The organism is Nocardia sp. NPDC004582, from assembly GCF_053602115.1.
On record NZ_JBSGCY010000061.1, the window covers coordinates 1 to 21,794 of the forward strand.

Below are 21,794 nucleotides of genomic sequence, written 5' to 3' on the forward strand. Positions count from 1 at the left end.
CCGCGATCGAATCCCCGGGCGACGGTGTGCAGGCGCGGCAGCGCGCGGTGGTGCCGCTGGTCGAATTGCGGGTGCCGTCTCGGTCTCCGGACCCATCGACCGTATGGGCCGCCGCCCGGGCGCGCGCTGGGCCGCCGATCTGGTGGCCGCCGCCGACGCCCTCCACAAGCGCCTCTGAATCGCCGCTGACGGACTTTGCGGCCTCGGGGTGACCCTCGGGGTGGCCACAGCCGTCACGACAGCCTCAGTGGCCGCTCCACAGTCCCGGTGACCCACGATCCGGGCGCCGATCGCAGCCCCCGCCGATTCCGGCGGGGGCTGCGGCGTTTCCAGCGGGCCGTGGCGTTTCCCGCGGAGGCCGCGGGCTTTTCCGAGCCCGGGCCCCTGACAGGAAATGGCCAGTGTGACCGTCCTCATACGCCGTAAATTACAGTCGGCCCATGGGAGTTAATCAACGCGCGCAGATCGTGATGTCCGACGAGGAGATCGCGGGATTCCTCGAGCGCAGCCGGGTCGCCACCATGGCCACGCTGAGCGCCGAGGGGCGGCCGCACCTGGTCGCCATGTGGTACGCGCTCATCGACGGCGAGATCTGGTTCGAGACCAAGGCCAAGGCGCAGAAGACGGTGAATTTGCGCCGCGATCCGCGTATCACCGTGATGGTCGAGGCCGGCGACACCTACGACCAGTTGCGCGGTATTTCCATCGAGGGCCGCGCGGAGGTCGTCGAGGATCCCGAGGCGCTGTTCAAGGTGGGAATCAGCGTGTGGGAACGCTATACCGGGCCCTACAGCGAAGAGATGAAGCCGTTCGTGGAACAGATGCTGCGCAAGCGGGTGGCCGTGCGCGTGGTGCCCGAGCGGACCCGCAGCTGGGATCACCGCAAACTCGGCCTGCCCGCCATGCCGCTGGGCGGCAGCACCCACGGTCAGGAGCCGTAGCGATCCCTGGAAACGGCGAAGGCCCCCAGCCGGTTGGCTGGGGGCCTTCACTGTGTAGTCCCGACGGGATTTGAACCCGCGCTACCGCCTTGAGAGGGCGGCGTCCTAGGCCGCTAGACGACGGGACCAGGATGAGATTCCGGCGGATTTCGCAACCCACCGGCCTTCTCGAATTCGAGAGCCGGAGCTCTCGCAGCTGGGGTACCAGGACTCGAACCTAGAATGGCTGAACCAGAATCAGCTGTGTTGCCAATTACACCATACCCCATTGACCTGGGCTTTCAGGATCTCCCCGGGGGAAGTTCCTGGCTGCTTTCCGGCCGAGAAGAAGATTAGCAGCATCCCCCGGTAGATACACAAACCGGCTGGTCAGGGGCCGGTTTGTGCATCATTTCCGACTATCTCGGGCGATCTCGGCGCGCGCCGGTCAGGCGATCTCGGCGAGCGCCGCGCGCAACCGGTCCATGGTGACCTCGCGACCCAGCAGTTCCATCGACTCGTAGAGCGGCGGGCTGATGTGGGATCCGGTCACCGCGACGCGCACGGGGGTGAACGCCTTGCGCGGCTTGAGCTCGAGCTCCTCGATCAGCGCGGTATTCAGCGCCGTCTCCAGCGGGGCCGTGGCCCATTCCGAGACGCCTTCGAGGGCTTTCACCGTCGCCCGCAGCACCGGAGCGGCGTCGGCGCCGAGATTCTTTTCCTTGGCGGCCGGGTCGATGGCGAACTCTTCGGGCGCGATGAACAGGAACTTCAGCAGATCCCAGGCATCGCCGAGCACCTTGATTCGGGTCTGCACGAGATCGGCCGCGGTAGCGAACAGCTTGTCGTCGATCTCGGCGCCGATATGTCCGTGTCCGGTGAGGTACTCCCGCAGCCGGTGAGCAAAATCACCGGACTCCAGCAACCGAATATGTTCGGCGTTGAGTGCGTCGGCCTTCTTCTGATCGAATCGGGCCGGATTCGAATTCACCTTCGAGATATCGAACGCCGCCACCATCTCCGCCATGGAGAACACATCATGATCATCGGCGATGCTCCAGCCGAGCAGCGCCAGATAATTCAGCAAACCCTCGGGAATGAACCCGCGGTCGCGGTGATGGAACAGATTCGACTCCGGATCTCGCTTGGACAACTTCTTGTTGCCCTGGCCCATCACGAAGGGCAGATGACCGAACTCGGGGGTGAACTCCGCGACGCCGATTCGTTTCAGCGAGTCGTAGAGCGCGAGCTGACGCGGGGTGGACGAGAGCAGGTCCTCGCCGCGCAGCACGTGGGTGATCTTCATCATCGCGTCGTCGACCGGGTTGACCAGCGTATAGAGCGGATCGCCATTACCGCGGGTGAGCGCGAAGTCCGGGACCACGCCCGCGCGGAAGGTGGTCTCGCCGCGCACCAGGTCGTTCCAGGTGAGGTCGCGATCGGGCATGCGCAGGCGCACCACGGCGGGCCGGCCCTCGGCCTTGTAGGCGGCGATCTGCTCGTCGGTGAGGTCGCGGTCGAAGTTGTCGTAGCCCAGCTTGGGGTCGCGGCCGGCGGCCTTGTGACGGGCCTCGACTTCCTCTGGAGTGGAGAAGGATTCGTAGGCCTCCCCCGCCGCCAGCAGGCGCTGCACCACGTCGAGGTGGATCTCACGCCGCTGCGACTGCCGGTAGGGCGCGTAGGGGCCGCCGACCTCGGGCCCCTCGTCCCAGGTCAGGCCGAGCCAGCGCAGGGCGTCGAGGATGGCCGCGTAGGACTCCTCGGAATCGCGTGCGGCGTCGGTGTCTTCGATGCGAAAGACGAAGGTGCCGCCGTGGTGGCGCGCGAAGGCCCAGTTGAACAGGGCGGTGCGGACCAGACCCACGTGCGGCGTGCCGGTGGGTGACGGGCAGAAACGAACCCGGACGTCAGACATGGCTCTCTTTCGTTCAGCGTTTGGCGGCAACGGGATTGGACAGGGTGCCGATACCGGACACGGTCACCGACACGGTCTGACCGGCCTGCAGCGGTCCGACGCCCTCGGGGGTGCCGGTGAGGATGACATCGCCCGGCAGCAAGGTCATTACGGTGGTGACCCACTCGATCAGCTTCGGAATATCGTGCAGCAGAAGTGAAGTGCGACTGCGCTGTTTCACCTGGCCGTCGACCTCGGTGACGATCTCCAGATCCGAAGGGTCCAGGGCGGTCTCGATCCAGGGGCCGAGCGGGCAGAAGGTGTCGTAGCCCTTGGCGCGGGTCCACTGGCCGTCGTGTCGTTGCTGGTCACGGGCGGTGACGTCGTTGGCGACGGTGTAGCCCAGGATCACCTCGTCGGCACGGGAGGCGGGCACGTCCTTGCAGGGACGGCCGATCACGATCGCCAGTTCGCCCTCGTAGTCCACCTGAGAAGAGCTGGGCGGCAGGATGATCGGGGCGTTGGGGCTCTGGATCGAGGTGCTCGGCTTCATGAAGATGACCGGGTCGGCGGGGGCCGGGCCGCCCATCTCCTCGGCGTGCGCGGCGTAGTTCTTGCCGATGCAGATCACCTTGCTGGCCAGGATGGGGGCCAGCAGGCGCACATCGGCCAGCGGCCAGCTGCGACCGGTGAAGGTCGGGGTACCGAACGGGTGTTCGGCGATCTCACGGGCGACGGCGTCGGAGCCGTCCCCTTCGATGCTGACGAAAGCGACTCCATCTGGGCTGGCAACTCGACCTAGGCGCATGGTTGGCATCCTATCGACCGGCTTCGACCTGCCCGAACGCGCCCGACCGCGGGGCGGGACCGGGCCGGGGCGCGGGGGCGGCGGGGATGCCCGCGAGCACCGCGAGCCGGCGCGGCATACCGACCCGCACCGCCCCGGACCGAATGTGGAATGCCCTTATACGCAAGCGAACTCGGACCGGCCCACCAGACGCACAAGATCAACGCCCGAATGTGAGCAAATAGACAGCTCGCCCCGGAAATCGTCTTGCGCCCCAGGTGTACCGTAAGACCGGATGTTCAAAGTGTAGGACGTCGATTCCATATAGTGAGACGCGAGGTGAGGTCATGACCACCGTGACGGAGATGGGCACGACACGACGGTGGACCATGCTGGGCCTCGGCGTCTTCGCGCAGACCGCCAGCGCCGTGATGGTGAACGGCGCCGCCTTCCTGCTGCCCGCCCTGACCCAGCGCGGCATGCCGCTGGCCACCGCCGGTCTGCTGGTGGCGATGCCGCTGGTCGGCCTGTGCTGCACGCTGATCGCGTGGGGCTGGGTGGTCGATCAGGTCGGCGAGCGCCGGGCGCTGGTGGCCGGTCCCGCGATCATGTTCGCGGCCGGTCTGGCCGCCGCCACCGTCTCGAACTACGTTGCGCTGGGGGCCTTGCTGTTCCTGGCCGGCGCGGGCGCGGGCAGCACCAACGGCGCCAGCGGACGGGTCATCGTGGGCTGGTTCCCGGCCGATCAGCGCGGGCTGGCCATGGGCATCCGGCAGACCGCGCAGCCGCTGGGCGTGGCCGTCGGCGCGCTGGCGATCCCGGCCATCGCTGCGGCACACGGGTTCTCGATGGCGGTGCTGGTGCCCGCGGTGATGGCGGGCGCGGCCGCGATCGGCTGCCTGGCCGGGATCGTGGATCCGCCTCGGCCCGAATCCGCCGGGGGCTCAGGGCGTCCCGCGAATCCGTACCGCGGGGATTCCACGCTGCTGCGCATCCATGTGGTGTCGGTACTGCTGGTCATCCCCCAGGCCACCATCTGGACGTTCGGCCTGCTGTGGCTGCACCGCGATGTCGGCCTGTCACTGCCGGCGGCGGGCGCGCTGGTGACGGTCACCCAGATCCTGGGCGCGGCCGGGCGGATCGGCGCGGGCGTGTGGTCGGACCGGGTGGGCAGCCGGTTGCGGCCGTTGCGCACGGTCGCGGTGGCGGCGGTTATCTCCATGTCCGCCTTGGCCGTAACGGCCTGGACGCACCAGTGGTGGGCGGCGATCCCGATCCTGATCGCGGCCTCGGTCATCACGGTGGCCGACAACGGCCTGGCCTTCACCGCGGTGGCCGAGATCGCGGGACCGTATTGGTCGGGCCGCGGGCTGGGCATCCAGAACACGGGCCAGAATCTGGCGGCCGCGGCGATCGCACCGGCCTTCGGCGCGCTGATCACGGCGGCCGGCTTTCCGGTCACCTACCTGCTGACGGCGCTGATCGCACTGGCGGCAGTCCCGTTGGTACCCAGGGGTTCCCGGTAGCGGCTGATTCGCGGCAAATCAGGAAGAGCTGCGCCCGTTACGTTTTCGCATCCGAATGCATTTGTGCGATACGCCTCACTATTCGGACGAAACGCCCCACTGCCCCAGACGATTTCATCGAATCCTCTCCAGGATGGCACTCCGGAGGGGCCCGGGCACAACGGAGAAGCCCCCGTTCCGCGGTCGCGGAACGGGGGCTTCGCTCGTGAATCGATGGCGCGCGGCGCGTAAACCCTAGAGCGACGCGGCGATCCGGTCGCCGACCTCGACGGTCGAGGCAGCGCCCGAGCGCGAGGCCAGATCCTTGGCGACGGCGGCCTCGATGCGCGCGGCCTCCTCGGCCTTGCCGAGGTGGTTCAGCAGCAGCGACACCGACAGGATGGCGGCCGTCGGGTCGGCCTTGGACTGGCCCGCGATGTCGGGGGCCGAACCGTGGACCGGCTCGAACATCGACGGGTTGGTGCCCGAGGCGTCGATATTGCCCGAGGCGGCCAGGCCGATGCCACCGGAGACGGCGGCGGCCAGGTCGGTGATGATGTCGCCGAACAGGTTGTCGGTGACGATCACGTCGAAACGGCCCGGGTCGGTCACCATGTGGATGGTGGCGGCATCGATGTGCTGGTAGGCGGTCTCGATGTCCGGGTACTCGGCGCCGACCTCGGCCACCGTGCGCGACCACAGCGAGCCGGCGAAGGCCAGCACATTGTTCTTGTGCACCAGGGTCAGGTGCTTGCGGCGCTTGCGGGCGGTCTCGAAGGCGTAGCGGACCACGCGCTCGACGCCGAAGCGGGTGTTGGTGGAGACCTCGGTGGCCACCTCGTGCGGGGTGTTGACGCGGATCGCGCCGCCGGTGCCGGTGTAGGGGCCCTCGGTGCCCTCACGCACGACCACGAAGTCGATCTCCGGGTTCGAGGCCAGCGGGCTGGTGACGCCCGGGTACAGCTTCGAGGGACGCAGGTTCACGTGGTGGTCCAGCTCGAAGCGGGTGCGCAGCAGCAGGCCGCGCTCGAGCAGGCCGGACTGCACCGACGGGTCGCCGATGGCGCCCAGCAGGATGGCGTCGTGCTGCTTGAGCTCGGGGATCACGTTCTCCGGGAGGATCTCGCCGGTGGCATGGAACCGCTTGGCTCCCAGGTCGTATTCGGTCTTCTCGACACCGGGCACCACCACATCGAGCACCTTGAGGGCCTCGGCGATGACCTCGGGGCCGATACCGTCGCCCGGAATGACAGCGAGTTTCATGAAATCCATGCTCCGTTTCGATGACGCGCGGGTGGTCCTCTCCGCGCTGGCAGGAGAGTCCCGGCCACCATAGCGGGTGTCGCCATGACCCCTTTCACCAGGGCGAATCGCTCCCAACCAGTGGGATCGCGGCCAGCCCCAGCCATCGGCTCGAGCCGGATCGGCCACCGGCTACGGCTGGATCCCGGCCCGGCGGCACTGCTCGAGCACGCGCTGCGAGAATTCGTCGCGCTGCCCCGAGACGGTGCGGCACCACTCCAGCGCCCGCTCCCCGCACGCGCGTTGTTGCTGACCGCCCATCGTCCCGGCGGAAAGCACGGTGACACAGCCGTTCTCGGAGCGGGAGTAGTCGGGCCGATGATCCAGCAGCGCCCATCCCGTCCCGGCCGCCGCGATCGACACGACGACCACGGCACTCCCGATCAGCAGCCGGCGGCGCTCCCGCGCGGACAGCGGCTCGGTCGGCGGCGTCTTTCCTCGCACCGTTCCATCATGGACGCGTCGGTAGGGTCGGGTGGATGTTCGACAACTTCCGCTTCGAGCGCAGGCTCGGCCGTCTGGAACGCAAGATCGATCTCATCCTGGCGCAGCTCGGCATCCCCGACCCGGACGGCGTCATCGATTACACCGACATCGACGAGCTCTTGCGGCGCGGCAAGAAGATTCAGGCCATCAAGCTGTATCGCGACCAGGACCGCCTGGCCAGTCTGATCGAGGCGCGGGACGCGGTCGAAGCCCGTGATCGCGCCCGCTGACCCTCGTCCCCTCGAACGCACCGGGCCCCCTCCACTTTCCGTGGAGGGGGCCCGTATCGCGTTGTGCGAGTCGACTAGTCGAGGCTGACCAGGGCGACCTTCGCGGCGCCGACGGCCTCGGCGATGGCGGTCTGGACCTCGGCCGGGACCTCCTTGTTGACGCGCAGGACGACGGTGGCGCCCTCGGCTTCCAGGTCCTGGGTCAGCTGGGCGGCCAGGATGTCGATGCCGGCGTCGCCGAGCTTGGTGGCCAGGCGGCCCAGCTGGCCCGGCTTGTCCTCGTAGTTGAGGACGGCCAGGTTCAGGCCCTCGGCGCGCATGTCGTAGTTGCGGCCGTTGATGTTGACGATCTTCTCGACCTGGGCGGGCTCGGTCAGGGTGCCGGCCACGTTCAGGGTGCGGCCGTCGCCGAACACGGCGCGCAGGTCGACCAGGCTGCGGTGGGTCGGGGACTCGGTGTGGGTGGTGACCGACGCCTCGAGGCCACGCTCCTTGGCCAGCGACGGGGCGTTGACGAAGGTGACCTGGTCCTCGATGAGGGCGGAGAACACGCCGCGCAGCGCCGAGAGCTCGAACACCGCGACGTCTTCCGAGGACAGCTCGCCGCGCACCTGGACCTCGATGGAGACCGGCAGCTCGCTGGCCAGCGCGCCCAGCAGCGCGCCCTGCTTGCGGACGATGTCCAGCCACGGGGCGACGATCTCGTTGACCGCGCCGCCGGTGACGTTCACCGCGCCGGGCACGAACTCGCCCGCGAGGGCCAGCTGCACCGATTTGGCGACATCGGTGCCCGCGCGGTCCTGAGCCTCGGCGGTGGAGGCGCCCAGGTGCGGGGTGACGACGACCTGCGGCAGCTCGAACAGCGGGCTGTCGGTGGACGGCTCGGTCTCGAACACGTCGATGCCGGCGGCGCGCACGTGGCCGGAGGTGATGGCGTCGGCCAGGGCCTGCTCGTCGATCAGTCCGCCGCGGGCGGCGTTGACGATGATGACGCCCTTCTTGGTCTTGGCCAGGGTCTCCTTGTTCAGCATGCCCTTGGTCTCAGGAGTCTTGGGCAGGTGAATGGAGATGAAGTCGGCGCGCTCGAGCACCTCGTCCAGGCTCAGCAGCTCGATGCCCAGCTGGGCGGCGCGGGCCGGGGAGGTGTAGGGGTCGTACGCGACGATCTTGGTCTCGAAGGCGGCGAGACGCTGCGCGAACAGCTGGCCGATGCGGCCCAGGCCGATGACGCCGACGGTCTTGCCGAAGATCTCGACACCGTTGAACTTGCTGCGCTGCCAGGTGTGCTCGCGCAGGGTGGCGTCGGCGGCCGGGATCTGGCGCGCGGCCGAGAGCAGCAGCGAGACGGCGTGCTCGGCGGCGGTGTGAATGTTGGAGGTCGGCGCGTTGACGACCATGACGCCGCGCTCGGTGGCCGCGGGGACATCGACATTGTCGAGGCCGACGCCGGCGCGGGCGACGATCTTGAGGTTCTTGCCCGCCTCGAGCACCTCGGCGTCGACGGTGGTGGCCGAACGGACCAGCAGCGCATCGGCTTCCGGCACGGCCGCGAGCAGCTCGGGGCGGTTGGGGCCATCGACCCAGCGCACCTCGACGTCGGAGCCCAGCGCGTCGACGGTCGACTGGGCGAGCTTGTCGGCGATCAGAACAACAGGACGGCCTGCTTGGCTCACGGTGGGGTACTCCTGAGGATGGGATCCGGGATTTACGGGCGTCAGCTTAGTGGGCTGGGAATCGCGGCGCTGTACCGCCTGGTAGGCAACCGCCATCAAAGCTGTGAACTGCGGGTTTCCGAGCGGTGGCGGGCGCCCGCGGGGAGCGGGCCGCGCGGTATGACTTGGTTCGGCGCGGTGTGATTCGGGCCGCTATTCCTGGGCAGCCGTTCAGGTTCGGGCTCGCCGGGACCCCGGTCGCATCGGCGGCCGGAGCGCGCACCGCGGAATCCGGTCTCGCCGCAAAGGCATTCGAGATAGCCGAAAGCCCGGCTTCGGAGCTACGGAGTCCGAGGCCGGGCTTTCGAAAGTCGAGTAATCGACGTCAGTAGTCCTTAGCGACCGAAAGAGCCGGTCCACAGGGTGTTCAGGATGCCGTGCAGGGCGGCCGAGCCGGTGTCGAGCAGGCCGCTCAGAGCAGCGGAACCGGTGTCGATGATAACGGGGATCATGGAAATACCTCTTCTGAAATCCGTACGAACTTTCTGACGTGGAGCCTATCGGGCCGATTTCGCGGCCCGTTACGGGGGATTAACACGATGTGACCGGCGTCACGGCATCGGAATTCTGTGGGCCGGTTCATATGGGTGTCGAATTCCGCCATATAACGTGGCTATCACGCCCCTAATTCTGGGGGCTCGTCGCGCGAAAAACGCATGGACCAGCGCGATCCCGGGCGCTACCGTCGGCTGCCATGACCCTGCGCTCGATCCCCGCCTCCATGGACCCGGCGGTGGTCGCCACGATCGACGGCGAGCTGGACCGGATCGTGCGCGAACACCGCGTCGACGTGCTGCTCGCCATCGAGAGCGGCAGTCGCGCCTGGGGATTCCCGTCCCCGGACTCCGACTACGACTGCCGGTTCGTCTACCTCCGCCCGGCCGGCGACTACCTCACGCCGTGGCCCGGACGCGATGTCATCGAGACGCCGCTGGTGGGGCTGCTCGATGTCAACGGCTGGGACCTGGTGAAGGCGCTGCGGCTGCTGGTGAACGGCAATGCGGTGCTCATCGAATGGCTGATGTCGCCGATCGTGTACCGCGGCGACGGGCAATTCCGGGACGAATTGCACACGCTCGCGGACGAAGTCGCCGACCGGCAGCGGGTGGCCCGGCACTATCTGCATCTGGGCCGGCGGCAATGGCGGCTGTTCGATTCGAACCGGTCATTGAAGAAAGTGTTCTATTCATTGCGGCCCGCCATGGCATTGCGCTGGATGCACGAGCATCCGGACAATGCGGTGGCGCCGATGCATTTGCCGACCCTGCTGGCCGAATGCGAACTGCCGGGTGAATTCGTCGAGTCGGTGCACGAGTTGACCGAACTGAAATCACGCACGCGTGAAATGGGTTCCGGGGACGTGCAGGCGCCGATCGCGGCGTTCATCTCCGCCGAGTTCGAGCGGGCGGCGCTGGAGTTCGCGGCGGTCGATCCCGCGCGGCGGGAGCACGCGCGGGCGCTGGCGGCCGAGTTCTTCCGGCACCGCGTGCGCGCCTGAGTTCACCGCGTGCGCGCCTGAGGCCGGTGCCGTCCGGGTCACCCCGGACGGCGCCGGGTTCGTCAGTAGTCGGCTCCCGCGATGACCCGCACCGCGGTCGCCTCGGGTCCCGGCTTGCTGGGCCGCACCTCGAATTCGACGCGCTGCCCCTCGGCCAGGGATCGGAAACCCCCGCCCGGCAGCGCGGTGTACTCCACGAACACGTCCGGCCCGTCGCCGTCCGGGCGCAGGAAACCGAACCCCTTCTCGCTGTCGAACCACTTCACCGTGCCGTGCACCATTACCAAACCTTCTCGAACCGATCGAACACCGCTTCGTCCCCGCGCGTGCCGCGGTCCATGGTGTCACGGCCGCGGCGCGGGCGGGTGGTCGCCCGCGCCCGGCGCATCTCTCGCCCGGCTTCCGCGACCCCTGCCCGATTATCGAATTCCCCAGCCGCCGCGTATCACTCGCGGCGGGCGGGTCCCGATCACCCGGCGCGCACGCCGGTGGTGGGCGGCTCCTCGGCGCCGGGTTCGGAAACCCGCATGGCGTAGACGCGTTCGAGGAAGTCGCGGTGCGCGCGCAGGGTGGCGTCGAGCAGTTCGCGCCAGGTGCGGCGGTCCACCCGCTGGTCGCTGACCAGTGACGAGAGCGAGGCCGGGCCGAGCCGGTCGATGTGGTCGACGATGAAAGTGAGCCGCCGGCGCGGGAATTGCGCGCCGATGCGCGGGTTCTCGTCGAGGAAATGGTCGAGTTCGTAGAGGTAGTTGACCGCGCGGTTGTACTCCTCGTCGGTGAGGTGATAGTCCATTCGCTTGATCTCGACGATCCACAGTTCGCCGGAGTCGTGCAGCAGCACGAAGTCGGGTTCGCGTTTCTCGCTGCCGATGGAGGTGGTCACCAGCGGCGTCCCGAATTTCTGTGCGTACCAGCGTTCGAAGCTGGCGCGCACCCGTTTGAGGGATTCGTTCATGCCCAGCGGGGTCCATTCCGGGGCGAGCAGCCAGGGCGCGGATTCGATCAGCTCCTGGAAGGGGCGTTCCAGGGAGCGGCGGTCGTCGATGAGCGAGCGCAGCCGGTCCACCACGGCGACCCGTTCGCTGGCGATCTGGCCCAGCGAGTAGATCTCGGCGACCCGGGCGCGTTCGAAGAGCGCGACCACCACGTCCAGTTCCGGATCGGCGTCCTCGGCGATCTCCTTGAGGGTGTCGAGCAGGCTGCGCTGCGGGCCCAGCGACAGCGCCAGCCGCAGCATGTTCTCCAGGTGCGCCGGATCGTCGAGTGCGGCACGGTCCTTGTGCGCCACCAGGATTCGCGCCGCGTCCAGGACCGAGTCGCGGAACAGGCGGTCGCCGGGGGCGATGGCGTCGAGGGTCTCGTGGATGCGGGAGCGCTCCACGAACTCCTCCCACACCCGGCGGCGGACGGACTTCTCGCCGAGCCGGCCGATCTCCTTGATCAGGGCCTGACCCCACTGGGCGAGGGCCTCGCCGCGCGGGGAGTTCCAGATGATGTCCTGGCGGTCGGAGCGGACCAGGTCGTCGTCATCGTCGAGCCAGTCCACCTCGATCGCGCCGACCAGATAGGAGCGCAGTTTGAATTCGCCGGTGAAGCCGGAGGAGATACCGAAATCCCGGGTCTGCGCGACGATCTTGCCGCGCGCGTAAATGCGCACCCCGGCCATGGCCTCGTCCCGGTACGGCTGTTTCGAATAGGCGATCCAGCCGGTCACCGGCAGATATTGCCGGCCGAATCGGACCGGGACCCGGCTGACGTCGATGCGGGTCTCCTCCATGACGTCGATCGGCAGGCGGCTGAGCACGAAACTCTCCCGGCCGATGGCGTTGCGGACCTCCACCCGCCAGTCCTGGCGTTCGATTCCGAAACGCGCGGCCAGTTGCCGATTCAGTTCGGTTCCCGAATTCACTCTTTTCCGAAAGAAATTCCGCAGAATGATGGTGGTGCCGCGGGTGGCGGTGACGGTGCCGTCGAGGGCGCCCGGGCGCGGGAAGTAGTCGCTCTCGGTGTCGCCGAGCATGTCGTCAAGGTCCATGACGATGTGGGAGACGGTCCAGCCCAATGGGGTTCGGTCGGCGTCGCGGCTGCCGGCGGTGATCACCTCGATGGTGCGGCAGATGCCGAAGGCGGCCAGTTTCCCGATTCCCTTGCGCCCCATGACCGGGCGCCGCCGCTCGCGGGAGAGGTCGGAGCCGGTGCGGACCCGCCGGTCCGAGCCCACCAGCAGATAGTGCTCGTTGACCTCGGCCGCGGTCATGCCGTGCCCGTTGTCGGAGACCACGATCTCGTAGGCGGGTTCGTCGGCGGCCCTGATGGTTCCGGCCAGCATCGCGCCCCACGGCAGCACCACCTCGACCTCGGTGGCGTCCGCGTCGTAGGAATTGGCGATGAGTTCGGCCAGCACCGCCGAGACCCGGTCGTAGAGCCGGATGCCGAGCTTGTCGATCGCCAACCGGCTGATGCGCATCGTGTACTTGCGGTCCTCGCGATCCTGCGCGGCCACATGCACGTCGTTGTACATGGTGGGCCCCCAATTGCCCTCGGGGCAGCCTTCGTTCAGCTACCTCTGAATACGATGCAACGCCGATTGATTAACAACGCGCTGAACATTCACCCACCACTTCGTCACGGTGTGATTCCAGGATTCACCTGGCGGTAGCCCAGAGCAACGGCAAGATCTCGGCAACCGCTTCCGTGTCCCGGCGGAAGCCGTTGAGTGACAGTCCGGTCCGTTCCGGGCAGAATGCCTCACGGCGGACAGCGCGGTCCGCCACCCAGGAGACAGGGGGAACCGGTGGCCGAGAGTCGGATGATCGCGGCGCGACAGCGCTTCTTCGGCACGGACGCCGTGGACCCCGACAGCGGGGCCGTGCGCACCGACCAGGTGCTCGTGTCCTGGTTCGGCTGCGCCAGTTTCGCGGTGGCCATGGGCGGGGTGGTGTTCCTGCTCGACGCGTGGGTGCCGCGCGGACTCACCGCCGGCTACGTGCCGACCACGCCGGAGGAGGTCGCGGCGCTGGCGCCCACGGCGATCTTCATCGGGCACGGGCACTTCGATCACGCCGCCGACGCCGGGGCCATCGCCGCGGCCAGCGGAGCGGTGGTGCACGGCACGGCCTCGCACTGCGCGACCGCTCGCAAGCAGGTCGGCGGGGCCGAATTGGCCTGCCGGGAACTGGGTTCCGATGCTTCCGCGCCCGGCGACCGCTACGACTTCGAACTCGCGCCGGGCCTGACGGTGACCGCCGTCCGGCACCTGCACTCGGCCCGCACGCCGCGCCACGAGGGGCCCGACGCCTCCACCCCGGTACGCCCCAAGCCGTGCCTGTGCGATATCCGCGCCTATCCCCCGGGCCGGTCCGAGGCCGGGCATCTGGCCCGGAACCTGCTCGCGCCGGAGGGCGGGGTGCTGCTCTACCAGTTCCGGCTCGGCGATTTCGTGCTGACGTGGCACGATTCCTCCGGCCCGCTGCTGGACAAGGCGCCGGAGGCGCTCGACGTCCTGCGGACCCTGCCCGCCTCCGACGTGCACATCGGCGCGGTGCAGGGCTACAACCAGTTCACCAACGGGCTCCGCGATCCGCGTAGCTACATCGAGGCGCTGCGGCCGAAGGTTTTCGTGCCCAACCACCACGACAACTGGCTGCCGTTGATCACCGCTCGGGGCGAGGCGTTCGTGACACCGCTGCACGCGGAGCTGGAGCGGCTGCCGGAGAGCACGCGTCCGGAGGTCCGCATGCTGCTCGACCGAGACGATTATCTGGCGCCCGGGCTGCTGGCCTTCGACCTCGCGCCGAAGGGTTGAGTCGCGACAGCTTCACGTGTCGAACCCAAGGCGGCCTTGTCCGGGGCACGCCGCACGAGCATTCGCCGGGCGCACACGATGCGGGGGCGCGCGGACGGAACGTATGTCAGCGGAAGCGGAGAACCATTGTGACGCTGGTGGTTCCGGCGAGATTGACCTTGTCGGAGCCGTCGACCTCGACGAATCCGAGGCGCTGATACAGCCGCCGCGCCGGATTGTCCTGCCGCACACTCAAACAGACGGCGGCGTAGTTGTCCCGCGCGGCGTCGATCAGCGCAGACATGAGCGCGGTGCCGAGTCCGGTGCCGCGGCTCTCGGGGGCGACACCGATGGCCAGTTCCGGAGTGTCGGCGTCGACGTAGCCGAAGGCCGGGTCGTCGGCGCTGAACAGCCGCAGCCAGGCGGCGCCCAGGGGCACTCCGTCGAAGCCTCCGACCACGCCGAGATCGCCTGCGGCTCCCCATCCTTCGACATAGTGCCCGAGTCCGGGCACATCTCGAAGTTGGACGGGAGAGTCCATGCCCTGATCGCGGGCGTAGGAGGCTTCGTAGAGCATCGCCCAGAGGAGTTTCTCGTCGGCGGGCTCGGCGGGTCGGACGAACATCGGCTCAGCCGATCACGAATTCCGCTGTTGTGCCAGTGAATTCCCGATTGATCCCCGCGCCGTCGCGGCTGTCACCGGTGTACTGGATGCGGTAGCGGCCCGCGGGCGCGCTGTCGGGCACCGTCCACTGAATGGCGATGGTGGAGGCGGTGTCCTGACCGGCCGGACGGGACCAGTGCAGCTCGGTGCACCAGTCGTTGTCGTCGTAGACGCGCCGCCAGTCGTCGCCGCTGCCCTGCTGGATCTCGAAGTAGGTGCCGTCGAGCCGGAAGTTGTTGTTCGGGTGCGCGCCGACGAACTCCACCGAAACCGTCTGCCCCGCCGCGTAGTTCGCTTGCGGCTGGGTCAGGACGTCGCCGTAGGCGCGTCCGGCGTGCGGGGTGTCGGCAGGGACCGGGGCGAGCAGGTTGGGCTGCAACCCGAACGCCCAGTCCAGCGGCGCGGGCCCGCGCCCGAGGTCGACGCGTGCCGCCAAAGCCTTTGCCAGCCGGTCGAATTCCTGCATGTGCGCCGACAGCGTCCACCGTCCGAACAGCGTCTCGCCGCCCTCGTACTGCTGGCTGGCGTACTCCTCCGGCGTGGTCACGTACCCGCAGTACCCGTTGGCGTAGCCCTGCAGCAGCACGTTCTCCAGCGGAACGTTGAGCGCCCGCGCCACCAGCCGCCGGATCCGCAGCCCCGACACGACGGTGTACTCCGCGGGCCCCGAGGCGAGCACCAGATCGCCGATCCGCATCAACTGCAGCGGCACCACCTGCGGCACCCACGGCCGCGGCGGTAGCACACCGAGCGGCGCGAGAATCAGCTTGGGCGACTGCACATCCCGCATCCAGTCCTCGATCGGCGAGTTCAACCCGCCGAGCGCCGCCACCATCGGGTTGGCGTCACCTTCCTGCAGGAACGACAGCTGGGAGTTCCAGTTGTCCTCGGTGCTGGTGGCCATCGCGGCGGCACCCATCATGGCGGGCGCGGTGCGGGCGGACTTGCCGTCCGGGGTGTACGCGCCGTCGATCGCGGTATCGGACAGGTCCACGTAATGCAGCACGGAGTCGACGCCGGTACTGCTCATCGGCGCCGCGGCGTCGAAAGCCTTGCGTCCCGCCTGGTACTGACGCTCACCGATCATCGCGCAGTTGGTGCGATTGTCCTCGGTGGGCCCCGAGGGATGCATCTTCTTGATCCACAGGTTCGGCGTCATATCGCCGGCATTGGTCTGCGGGAACGCCGCCACGAACGAGGGCGGCCCGTCCAGATGCCGCACCCCCATCTCGTCATGCTCCCAGCGGTAGCTGGCGTAGCCCTTGTTGTCCTGCGAGATCAGCGTGTTCCGGTCGGTCATCGAGGTGCCGTGGGTGGCGAACCAGGTGATCGCCCCGACATCCTTGCCACCCTGCCGGAACTTCAACACCGTGAGCTGCGGGTCGATGGCGTCCGGAAACGCCGCCTTGTCCTCCGCCGGATTGTCCTCGAACGCTCCTCGCGACCGATTCACGCTGGCGTCGTGCAACTCCCCGCGCCCGAGCAGTATCGCCCCCGGCGCCAGGTTCTCGTGCGCGTTGACGATCGCCTTGACGATCCCGTTCACCTCGGCATCGTGCGAGTTCTGCTGAAACCCCATGGCCGCCAGCGAATACGCGTACTCCCGCGCGCTACCACCACAGGAGTTGTGATTGTGCGTGGCGTTGAGGTTGACGTTCCGCTCGGTGTACAACCCCCCGAACCGCTGCTGCAACTGCTGCATCACCACGAGGTGCACCGACTGGAACAAACAGGCGTTATCCGTATTCACGAACGCCACCCGATCCCCGGTAGCCTGATCCACCACCACATAGGCGCGCGCGTAACACCGCGACAGCAGTCCCGTGGTGATCTGATCGGCCTCCGAGTACCCCATCATCCCCTGGCCCGCCGGGGCCCCGGTGATGTCAGCGATGCCCACGCCGACCAGATATCCCGCCCCAGCCTCCCGATGCTTGATGGGCTGCGCCCCAACAATATTCGCACCAAACGCCACACTGGCCCCCACGCCACCAACAGCAGCGCCAGCCAACACAGCCCGCCGGGACAGACTCATCGAACCCTCACAATCTCACCGCGCCGCCGCGACCCCGAGCCGCCCGCGCCAAAGAGTGAACCTGTTCCATTCCAGGTTTCCCGCAGACTAGTCGGTCACTTGACCAATTTCTAGACATCCACCCGGAATCGCGCCCGCCACCCTAGCCCCCACCCACCTCAAAGCTCGCCCCACACGCCGACAACCCCCAGGTCAACCCCAATCCCTCCGCCCCCGGCAACCCGACGCGTCAGCGAGCCCCGCCGAAGAGTTTGCGGGCCTGAAACCTCACCGGGTAGCCCGATCCAGCTCCACCAGCCGCTCCCGAACCAACTCCGGCCGCTCATCCACGATGAAGTGCCCACACCCCTCCACCAACTCCAGCGTGTAGTCATCCGCCCGAGCCGTCTCCGCCGCTGCCAGCGAGTAATGCACCGCCGCATCGTCCTTCCCGAACAACGCCCGCACCGGCACAGTCGCCCGCCGCGTCTCCGGCTTCCGCGCCGAAGCCGGAATCTCCTTCAACAGAAACGTCCGATACGTATCCCTAGCCGTCCGAGCCACCACCGGATCCCTGAACCGCTCCGCGAAGATCCGAATAGTCTCCCGATCCATCCCTTCCGACGTCCCCGCCCCGAACAGCCACTCCAAGAACCGAGTCCGCCGATGCAACGGCACCCCCACCGTCGCCATCAACGGCTGATAAGCCATCAACCGCCAAAACTGCCGAGCCACATCCCCCTTCGGCGCCCACGGATGCGCCATATTCATCACCAGAAACCCCCGAAACCGCTCGGGCTCCCGAAGCACCATCCGATACCCCACATACCCACCCCAGTCATGCCCCACCAACAGCACGTCCTTGCCGAGCCCCATCACATCCATCAAGGCGAACAAGTCCGACGCCACGTCATCCTTGGCCCACCGATGCGGCGCCGCCCCCGACCACCCGTACCCCGGCAGATCCGGCGCAATGACCCGCAACCCCGCCGGCGGATTCCCCAGCAGATCCCGATACACATAGTGATGCTGCGGCCACCCATGCAACGCCAGCACCGGCCGCCCCTCCCCCGCCTCGGTCACATGGAAGCGCACGCCCCGCGCCTCGACAAAGCTCCGACGAACATCCGGGATGACGGGTGGTTGATCAGCAGCCATAAACCACGCTAACCCAGGACGCGGGCCCAGAAAATGGCTTCTGCCAGCGTATCCGCAGCGACTATCCACATCCCGGCGTTATCCACACCCTCGCAGAATCCGGGGTGCTGTTCTCGCTGAATCAGCACCGACCGGCCCGCGGTCATCCGACGGCCGCTGTTCCCGCGACAGCCGCGTTCGCCCGCTGCGACGCTTCGTACCCGTCCAACCCGGCGAGAACCAGTGCCGCGAACACGGTTTCGTGAGCGACTGCCCGCAGTTCGATGTCGAGACTGTCGTCATCTACCGCATCGAAGGAGACGAAGGGCGCCAACCGAAGCAGTCTCTTCAAAAAGTCACGCAAAACGTCACGCTCGGTCAGTCCACGCAGGTCCAGTCTGTTCCAGACCCTCAAGATCGCCTTGACCATATGGGGGCTACCGCCGAGCGTGGATCGGCGCGCATAGATCTGGTCGAATGCAGCTTCACCCAGGACCTGCAGTGCAGCATAGGGATTGGGGTCCTCCGGCGCGTGGACCAATTGCGCTCGCCACCAGAGCCGACCGAAGACATGCCGATCCAACCTCGAGCCGCGGATACGCTCATTGTACGCGCGGTCCGACGCGGTCTTCCCGGGGAATCGCCACTGCGCGATATCCGGCATCAGAACCAGGGACTGGAATGCCCAAACGTCCGTGGCCGATGCTTCGGCCGGAGCCAGGTGCATTTCATGATGGAGATGTTCAGCGACGGCCAGATCGAACGCGGCGGCCTGCGTCGCACTCGGGCGATCAGGGTAGCCTGAACTTTCGGCCAGGGCCAGAACCAGCTCGCGAATTCGAAGCAACTTTTCGCCCTGTGCTCGAGCCCCTCCGGTTGCAATGTACACAGCGGACTCGTCCGAAACGCGCCACCTCCCGGTCAACGCTTCGAGCTCGAGAGCCCGCTGCTCGAGAGCGAGTTCGCGGGCTCGCGGTTTGAGCAGCCGCGGGTAGAGCAAACTCATGCAAGGCCCTCCAGATTGTTGATCGCCGCCTGGACGTCCGATGCAAGTCGGCTCGGCGAACGAGCAGCGAGCGTTCGGATCTCGCTGATCGTGGTTGACGGAAACAACCTCGCGAACAATGCCTGGAATGTTGCCCCCAACGAATCGTCAGGGTAGGTCATGGAGTCCTCGAAGTCGGGTTGGGCCAAAGCATGCTCGATCATCGTCCGCGCGACATCGATATAGACCATCGACAGTGCGACCTGGTCTTGAGCACGGGGCTTCGCCGCGTTCTCGAGCGCACTCGCAATAACCCGCTTCCGTTCGTTCACCAATAGCAGCAGCGACCCCATCGTGGCGGCTTCCAGGTTGGATCCGATTTCGAGATACCAACCAGCATCGTCAGGATAAGTCGTATTCTCGAAATCAATGATGGCCATGGGAAATTGAGGCGCATCACCCTGGAGACGGATACTGTGCCGATCACTCCAGAGCACCGATCCGGCACGGCGGGCAGCCACCGGTCGGTCGGAACCGATCCGGCGCTCCGACAGCACGAGGATCGTGTCGAGTTGGAGCGTGCCGCCCAGATCGGCACCCGGCAGGACCACCACGACTTCAACGGGTCCGTCCGCGGTGAGCGGTATACGTGCTCCGGTTCCACGCAGACTCGATCCCGTCGCAGTCCACACGACTGCAAGTGCCAGCGGGGTGCCTGGAGCCAGCTTCGACTCGGAGATCACCCGGCCCAGATCGATTTCAACCTGTCTGCGGAGCGTCAACACAGTCTGGTAGTCCCAATGCGGGTACGCCTCGGGCATGGGGATTTCGCCGCCGTCGAGGTCGAGACGCCACTGGTGGGCGTCGATTGCACAGGCGTCGGGAATTCGATACGGCAAGGCTCGTACTTGCATCAGACACCCACCCGCTGCACGGTGATAAGGATCTCCGTCATGGTGTCCGCGGCGGGCTTCACCACGGCCTTCCAGATCTTGCCGTCGCCGCCCTCGATGACGTAAGAAGGCGTAGCGCTGAGGTTTCCACGGTCATCCTCCCAACCGACCAGAGCAGGTTGTTCGGCACCGAGCGGCGGGTCGGTCTCGCGACCACCGTCTGTCGTCAGCGCGATTGCCAGTTCGACACCGACGCGCTGCACGATCGGCGCCGGCAGCTGAAACTCCTGAATCAGCACAGCTGTCCCTTGGTACTCGTCCAGATACGGATCACCGCAATAGGTGACTCGCGCACGCGGCACCCTGCGCCGTTCTGCGACAGGCGTTCCCGCCGATTCGCCGCCCTCCGTCCCGTCACCCGATCCTTTGCCTTGACCGTTGCCATTGGCTCCGGCCGTGCCCGGCGCAGGTGCTGGTTCGATGTACTCGTAGTCGAACTCAGGATCTTCGCGCGGCGCCGGGCGACGACCGGGCACCGGTGCTTTCGTGTCCCCCGGCCGCCCATAATCCGTCGCGCTGCCAATCCCCCAAGCCCCGCCTACCAGCGGAGCGAACTTGTCACTCGCAGCTCCGAGCGACACCTGGGAGACCTCGGTTGCCCCACTGCCCGCCAGATCGAGCAACCCGTCGAGCTCCTCCGTGAATCGGCGGAACGTGGTGCTGACGAATGATCGATCCGGATTCTCGAGCGACTGGAAGTTCCAGCTGTCGTGTGTTGGAGGCTCCGCGGAGGCGTAGACATCGTCCATGGCGACATCGGCGCGGAAGACGCCGGCGTACGAAATGAGTTCGCTGGCGGGTTTGGGGCCCTGCCAGTAGGTCACGACCAGTTCAGCCGGACGCATCAAACAGATATGATGCACGCTCCGGTCGATACCGGCGATCTCCGCGGCCCTCGTTGGTTCCGTCGGCAAAGCCGGCTTGCGCTGTAAACCCAATCTGCCCAGCAAACGCTTCGGACGCTTGCACCACAGGTCACGCCCGTCGGAACCGGACATGGCCCGATAGGCCGCAACGAACAGCCGCAGCGGATGCGCTTCCGCAGGATCAAGAACCGGGTAGCTGATCCCATCGCAGGTCACGGCGAACCGCATCGGGACCGTCCCGTCGGGCTGTTCGACCATCTTCGGCCACAATTGCCATGCGATCGTTTCCGCGAGATACGCCGCTACCTCCGCTGGCTCGGAGTCCTCCAGATCGGGGTCTACCAGCGTGATCGTTGTTCCAGTCTCGTCGACGCCGAACGGCCGCAGACCCAACTGCTGGGCCACCGCCTCAGCGTCCGCGCCCACCAAAGGCTCGATCACATCACCAGAGTCGTCACCCCACCAATGCCGTCCGGTAAAGCGACGCTCGCCGAGGTTGCTGTCCGCCGCCAAGTAGCTCTTCCACATCGCGGCGCCCATGAGTCGCGTCTCGAACCTACCCTCGTATTCGCAACGGGTATGCACGATGACCACGCCGGGCCGAGACATCAGATAGAGGATGCCCTTGCCGAATCCATATGTCCCGCCACCAAGAACAGTGTTCCGTGGTTCGCCGATATTTCTCAGGAACGAGACGAAATCAGTACGAGCTCCGGTCACTTCGTCGGCACGGGTCGGGCCGCCCAATCCGAGAGTTCCCCGGTCCGAGATCGACAGCAGTCGAATCACACCGTTTCGCAACGACTCCCGTAGCGGAAGGTGCTCGTTGAGCGGAGCTTTCCGGAGCATATGCTGCCGCCACGCCGCAGTATGAGCCGCACTGACAGTCTGTAGATCGATCCGAAAATCGACGGTGGTTCCGGGGCTTTTTCGGGCATCCCAGCTGTTCTGAGCGGACTCCCGCACCAGGATCGTCATATGATCCAGCTCGGGTTTTCCGAGCTGGTTTCTGATACCTTCCGCTGCACTCGCGCCCTCGGGCGGATAGGGCTGCGAA

General features: G+C 67.0%; 18 protein-coding genes, 2 tRNA genes and 1 pseudogene. 6 read left to right on the top strand and 15 right to left on the bottom strand.

Annotated features, from left to right (window positions below):
* Positions 1–178 (top strand): annotated as a pseudogene (locus ACWELJ_RS18365) (IclR family transcriptional regulator); the annotation flags it as partial.
* A gap of 262 nt (positions 179–440) precedes the next feature.
* Positions 441–941, top strand: coding sequence for a pyridoxamine 5'-phosphate oxidase family protein (locus tag ACWELJ_RS18370; RefSeq protein ID WP_452367334.1), 501 nt, complete (start codon positions 441–443; stop codon positions 939–941).
* 55 nt (positions 942–996) lie between these two features.
* Here the strand turns inward: ACWELJ_RS18370 and ACWELJ_RS18375 are convergent.
* From ACWELJ_RS18375 to ACWELJ_RS18390, 4 genes are all read right to left on the bottom strand, one after another.
* Positions 997–1,069: transfer RNA gene (locus ACWELJ_RS18375), tRNA-Glu, on the bottom strand.
* Positions 1,070–1,137: 68 nt separating this feature from the next.
* Positions 1,138–1,209: transfer RNA gene (locus ACWELJ_RS18380), tRNA-Gln, on the bottom strand.
* Positions 1,210–1,368: 159 nt separating this feature from the next.
* The gene (gltX, locus tag ACWELJ_RS18385; protein WP_452367335.1) at positions 1,369–2,835 is read right to left on the bottom strand and encodes a glutamate--tRNA ligase; all 1,467 of its coding nucleotides are present in this window, start codon (positions 2,833–2,835) and stop codon (positions 1,369–1,371) included.
* Positions 2,836–2,848: 13 nt separating this feature from the next.
* Positions 2,849–3,622: a fumarylacetoacetate hydrolase family protein gene (locus ACWELJ_RS18390; protein WP_452367336.1), complete on the bottom strand. Its 774-nt coding sequence runs from the start codon at positions 3,620–3,622 to the stop codon at positions 2,849–2,851.
* A 326-nt stretch (positions 3,623–3,948) separates the two neighbouring features.
* Between ACWELJ_RS18390 and ACWELJ_RS18395 the strand changes: the two genes are divergently transcribed.
* The gene (locus ACWELJ_RS18395; protein WP_452367337.1) at positions 3,949–5,127 is read left to right on the top strand and encodes an MFS transporter; all 1,179 of its coding nucleotides are present in this window, start codon (positions 3,949–3,951) and stop codon (positions 5,125–5,127) included.
* 234 nt (positions 5,128–5,361) lie between these two features.
* Here the strand turns inward: ACWELJ_RS18395 and ACWELJ_RS18400 are convergent, their stop codons facing one another.
* Positions 5,362–6,369 (bottom strand): 3-isopropylmalate dehydrogenase, encoded by a 1,008-nt coding sequence (locus ACWELJ_RS18400; RefSeq protein WP_452367338.1) that lies wholly within the window; start codon positions 6,367–6,369, stop codon positions 5,362–5,364.
* 171 nt (positions 6,370–6,540) lie between these two features.
* Positions 6,541–6,852: a hypothetical protein gene (locus ACWELJ_RS18405; RefSeq protein ID WP_452367339.1), complete on the bottom strand. Its 312-nt coding sequence runs from the start codon at positions 6,850–6,852 to the stop codon at positions 6,541–6,543.
* A gap of 35 nt (positions 6,853–6,887) precedes the next feature.
* Here ACWELJ_RS18405 and ACWELJ_RS18410 point away from each other — a divergent pair, with 35 nt between their 5' ends.
* On the top strand, positions 6,888–7,124 hold the full coding sequence (locus ACWELJ_RS18410; RefSeq protein WP_452367340.1) for a hypothetical protein: 237 nt from the start codon (positions 6,888–6,890) through the stop codon (positions 7,122–7,124).
* A 74-nt stretch (positions 7,125–7,198) separates the two neighbouring features.
* Here the strand turns inward: ACWELJ_RS18410 and serA are convergent, their stop codons facing one another.
* On the bottom strand, positions 7,199–8,797 hold the full coding sequence (gene serA, locus ACWELJ_RS18415) for a phosphoglycerate dehydrogenase (protein ID WP_452367341.1): 1,599 nt from the start codon (positions 8,795–8,797) through the stop codon (positions 7,199–7,201).
* A 733-nt stretch (positions 8,798–9,530) separates the two neighbouring features.
* Between serA and ACWELJ_RS18420 the strand changes: the two genes are divergently transcribed.
* Positions 9,531–10,334, top strand: coding sequence for a nucleotidyltransferase domain-containing protein (locus tag ACWELJ_RS18420; protein WP_452367342.1), 804 nt, complete (start codon positions 9,531–9,533; stop codon positions 10,332–10,334).
* Positions 10,335–10,396: 62 nt separating this feature from the next.
* Here ACWELJ_RS18420 and ACWELJ_RS18425 read toward each other — a convergent pair whose 3' ends face one another.
* Together ACWELJ_RS18425 and ACWELJ_RS18430 are read right to left on the bottom strand one after the other, a co-directional pair.
* On the bottom strand, positions 10,397–10,615 hold the full coding sequence (locus tag ACWELJ_RS18425) for a cold-shock protein (protein WP_452367343.1): 219 nt from the start codon (positions 10,613–10,615) through the stop codon (positions 10,397–10,399).
* Between the two features lie 188 nt (positions 10,616–10,803).
* Entirely contained in the window at positions 10,804–12,855 is a 2,052-nt protein-coding gene (locus ACWELJ_RS18430) for an ATP-binding protein (protein WP_452367344.1), read from the bottom strand.
* A 273-nt stretch (positions 12,856–13,128) separates the two neighbouring features.
* Between ACWELJ_RS18430 and ACWELJ_RS18435 the strand changes: the two genes are divergently transcribed.
* On the top strand, positions 13,129–14,139 hold the full coding sequence (locus ACWELJ_RS18435; RefSeq protein ID WP_452367345.1) for an MBL fold metallo-hydrolase: 1,011 nt from the start codon (positions 13,129–13,131) through the stop codon (positions 14,137–14,139).
* A 106-nt stretch (positions 14,140–14,245) separates the two neighbouring features.
* Here ACWELJ_RS18435 and ACWELJ_RS18440 read toward each other — a convergent pair whose 3' ends face one another.
* From ACWELJ_RS18440 to ACWELJ_RS18465, 6 genes are all read right to left on the bottom strand, one after another.
* Positions 14,246–14,743, bottom strand: a complete 498-nt coding sequence (locus tag ACWELJ_RS18440; protein WP_452367346.1) for an N-acetyltransferase family protein — start codon at positions 14,741–14,743, stop codon at positions 14,246–14,248.
* A gap of 4 nt (positions 14,744–14,747) precedes the next feature.
* Positions 14,748–16,817 carry a neutral/alkaline ceramidase gene (locus ACWELJ_RS18445; RefSeq protein ID WP_452367347.1) on the bottom strand — a complete coding sequence of 690 codons (2,070 nt, stop codon included), beginning with the start codon at positions 16,815–16,817 and terminating at the stop codon, positions 14,748–14,750.
* A 267-nt stretch (positions 16,818–17,084) separates the two neighbouring features.
* Positions 17,085–17,954, bottom strand: a complete 870-nt coding sequence (locus tag ACWELJ_RS18450; protein ID WP_452367348.1) for an alpha/beta fold hydrolase — start codon at positions 17,952–17,954, stop codon at positions 17,085–17,087.
* Positions 17,955–18,096: 142 nt separating this feature from the next.
* Positions 18,097–18,939 (bottom strand): DUF6339 family protein, encoded by an 843-nt coding sequence (locus tag ACWELJ_RS18455; protein ID WP_452367349.1) that lies wholly within the window; start codon positions 18,937–18,939, stop codon positions 18,097–18,099.
* On the bottom strand, positions 18,936–19,832 hold the full coding sequence (locus tag ACWELJ_RS18460) for a hypothetical protein (protein WP_452367350.1): 897 nt from the start codon (positions 19,830–19,832) through the stop codon (positions 18,936–18,938). The genes ACWELJ_RS18455 and ACWELJ_RS18460 overlap by 4 nt, the downstream gene beginning before the upstream one ends.
* A complete protein-coding gene (locus ACWELJ_RS18465; protein ID WP_452367351.1) occupies positions 19,832–21,715 on the bottom strand; it encodes a hypothetical protein in 1,884 nt (627 codons plus the stop codon). Before ACWELJ_RS18465 ends, ACWELJ_RS18460 begins: the two co-directional genes overlap by 1 nt.
* Positions 21,716–21,794: the final 79 nt, after the last annotated feature.

Excerpts from the sequence above, each read along its gene's own strand:
- ACWELJ_RS18370 (WP_452367334.1), top strand. The coding sequence starts at position 441 with ATGGGAGTTAATCAACGCGCGCAGATCGTGATGTCCGACGAGGAGATC.
- gltX (WP_452367335.1), bottom strand. The coding sequence starts at position 2,835 with ATGTCTGACGTCCGGGTTCGTTTCTGCCCGTCACCCACCGGCACGCCG.
- ACWELJ_RS18390 (WP_452367336.1), bottom strand. The coding sequence starts at position 3,622 with ATGCGCCTAGGTCGAGTTGCCAGCCCAGATGGAGTCGCTTTCGTCAGC.
- ACWELJ_RS18395 (WP_452367337.1), top strand. The coding sequence starts at position 3,949 with ATGACCACCGTGACGGAGATGGGCACGACACGACGGTGGACCATGCTG.
- ACWELJ_RS18400 (WP_452367338.1), bottom strand. The coding sequence starts at position 6,369 with ATGAAACTCGCTGTCATTCCGGGCGACGGTATCGGCCCCGAGGTCATC.
- ACWELJ_RS18410 (WP_452367340.1), top strand. The coding sequence starts at position 6,888 with ATGTTCGACAACTTCCGCTTCGAGCGCAGGCTCGGCCGTCTGGAACGC.
- ACWELJ_RS18420 (WP_452367342.1), top strand. The coding sequence starts at position 9,531 with ATGACCCTGCGCTCGATCCCCGCCTCCATGGACCCGGCGGTGGTCGCC.
- ACWELJ_RS18425 (WP_452367343.1), bottom strand. The coding sequence starts at position 10,615 with ATGGTGCACGGCACGGTGAAGTGGTTCGACAGCGAGAAGGGGTTCGGT.
- ACWELJ_RS18430 (WP_452367344.1), bottom strand. The coding sequence starts at position 12,855 with ATGTACAACGACGTGCATGTGGCCGCGCAGGATCGCGAGGACCGCAAG.
- ACWELJ_RS18440 (WP_452367346.1), bottom strand. The coding sequence starts at position 14,743 with ATGTTCGTCCGACCCGCCGAGCCCGCCGACGAGAAACTCCTCTGGGCG.
- ACWELJ_RS18445 (WP_452367347.1), bottom strand. The coding sequence starts at position 16,817 with ATGAGTCTGTCCCGGCGGGCTGTGTTGGCTGGCGCTGCTGTTGGTGGC.
- ACWELJ_RS18450 (WP_452367348.1), bottom strand. The coding sequence starts at position 17,954 with ATGGCTGCTGATCAACCACCCGTCATCCCGGATGTTCGTCGGAGCTTT.
- ACWELJ_RS18455 (WP_452367349.1), bottom strand. The coding sequence starts at position 18,939 with ATGAGTTTGCTCTACCCGCGGCTGCTCAAACCGCGAGCCCGCGAACTC.
- ACWELJ_RS18460 (WP_452367350.1), bottom strand. The coding sequence starts at position 19,832 with ATGCAAGTACGAGCCTTGCCGTATCGAATTCCCGACGCCTGTGCAATC.
- ACWELJ_RS18465 (WP_452367351.1), bottom strand. The coding sequence starts at position 21,715 with ATGACGATCCTGGTGCGGGAGTCCGCTCAGAACAGCTGGGATGCCCGA.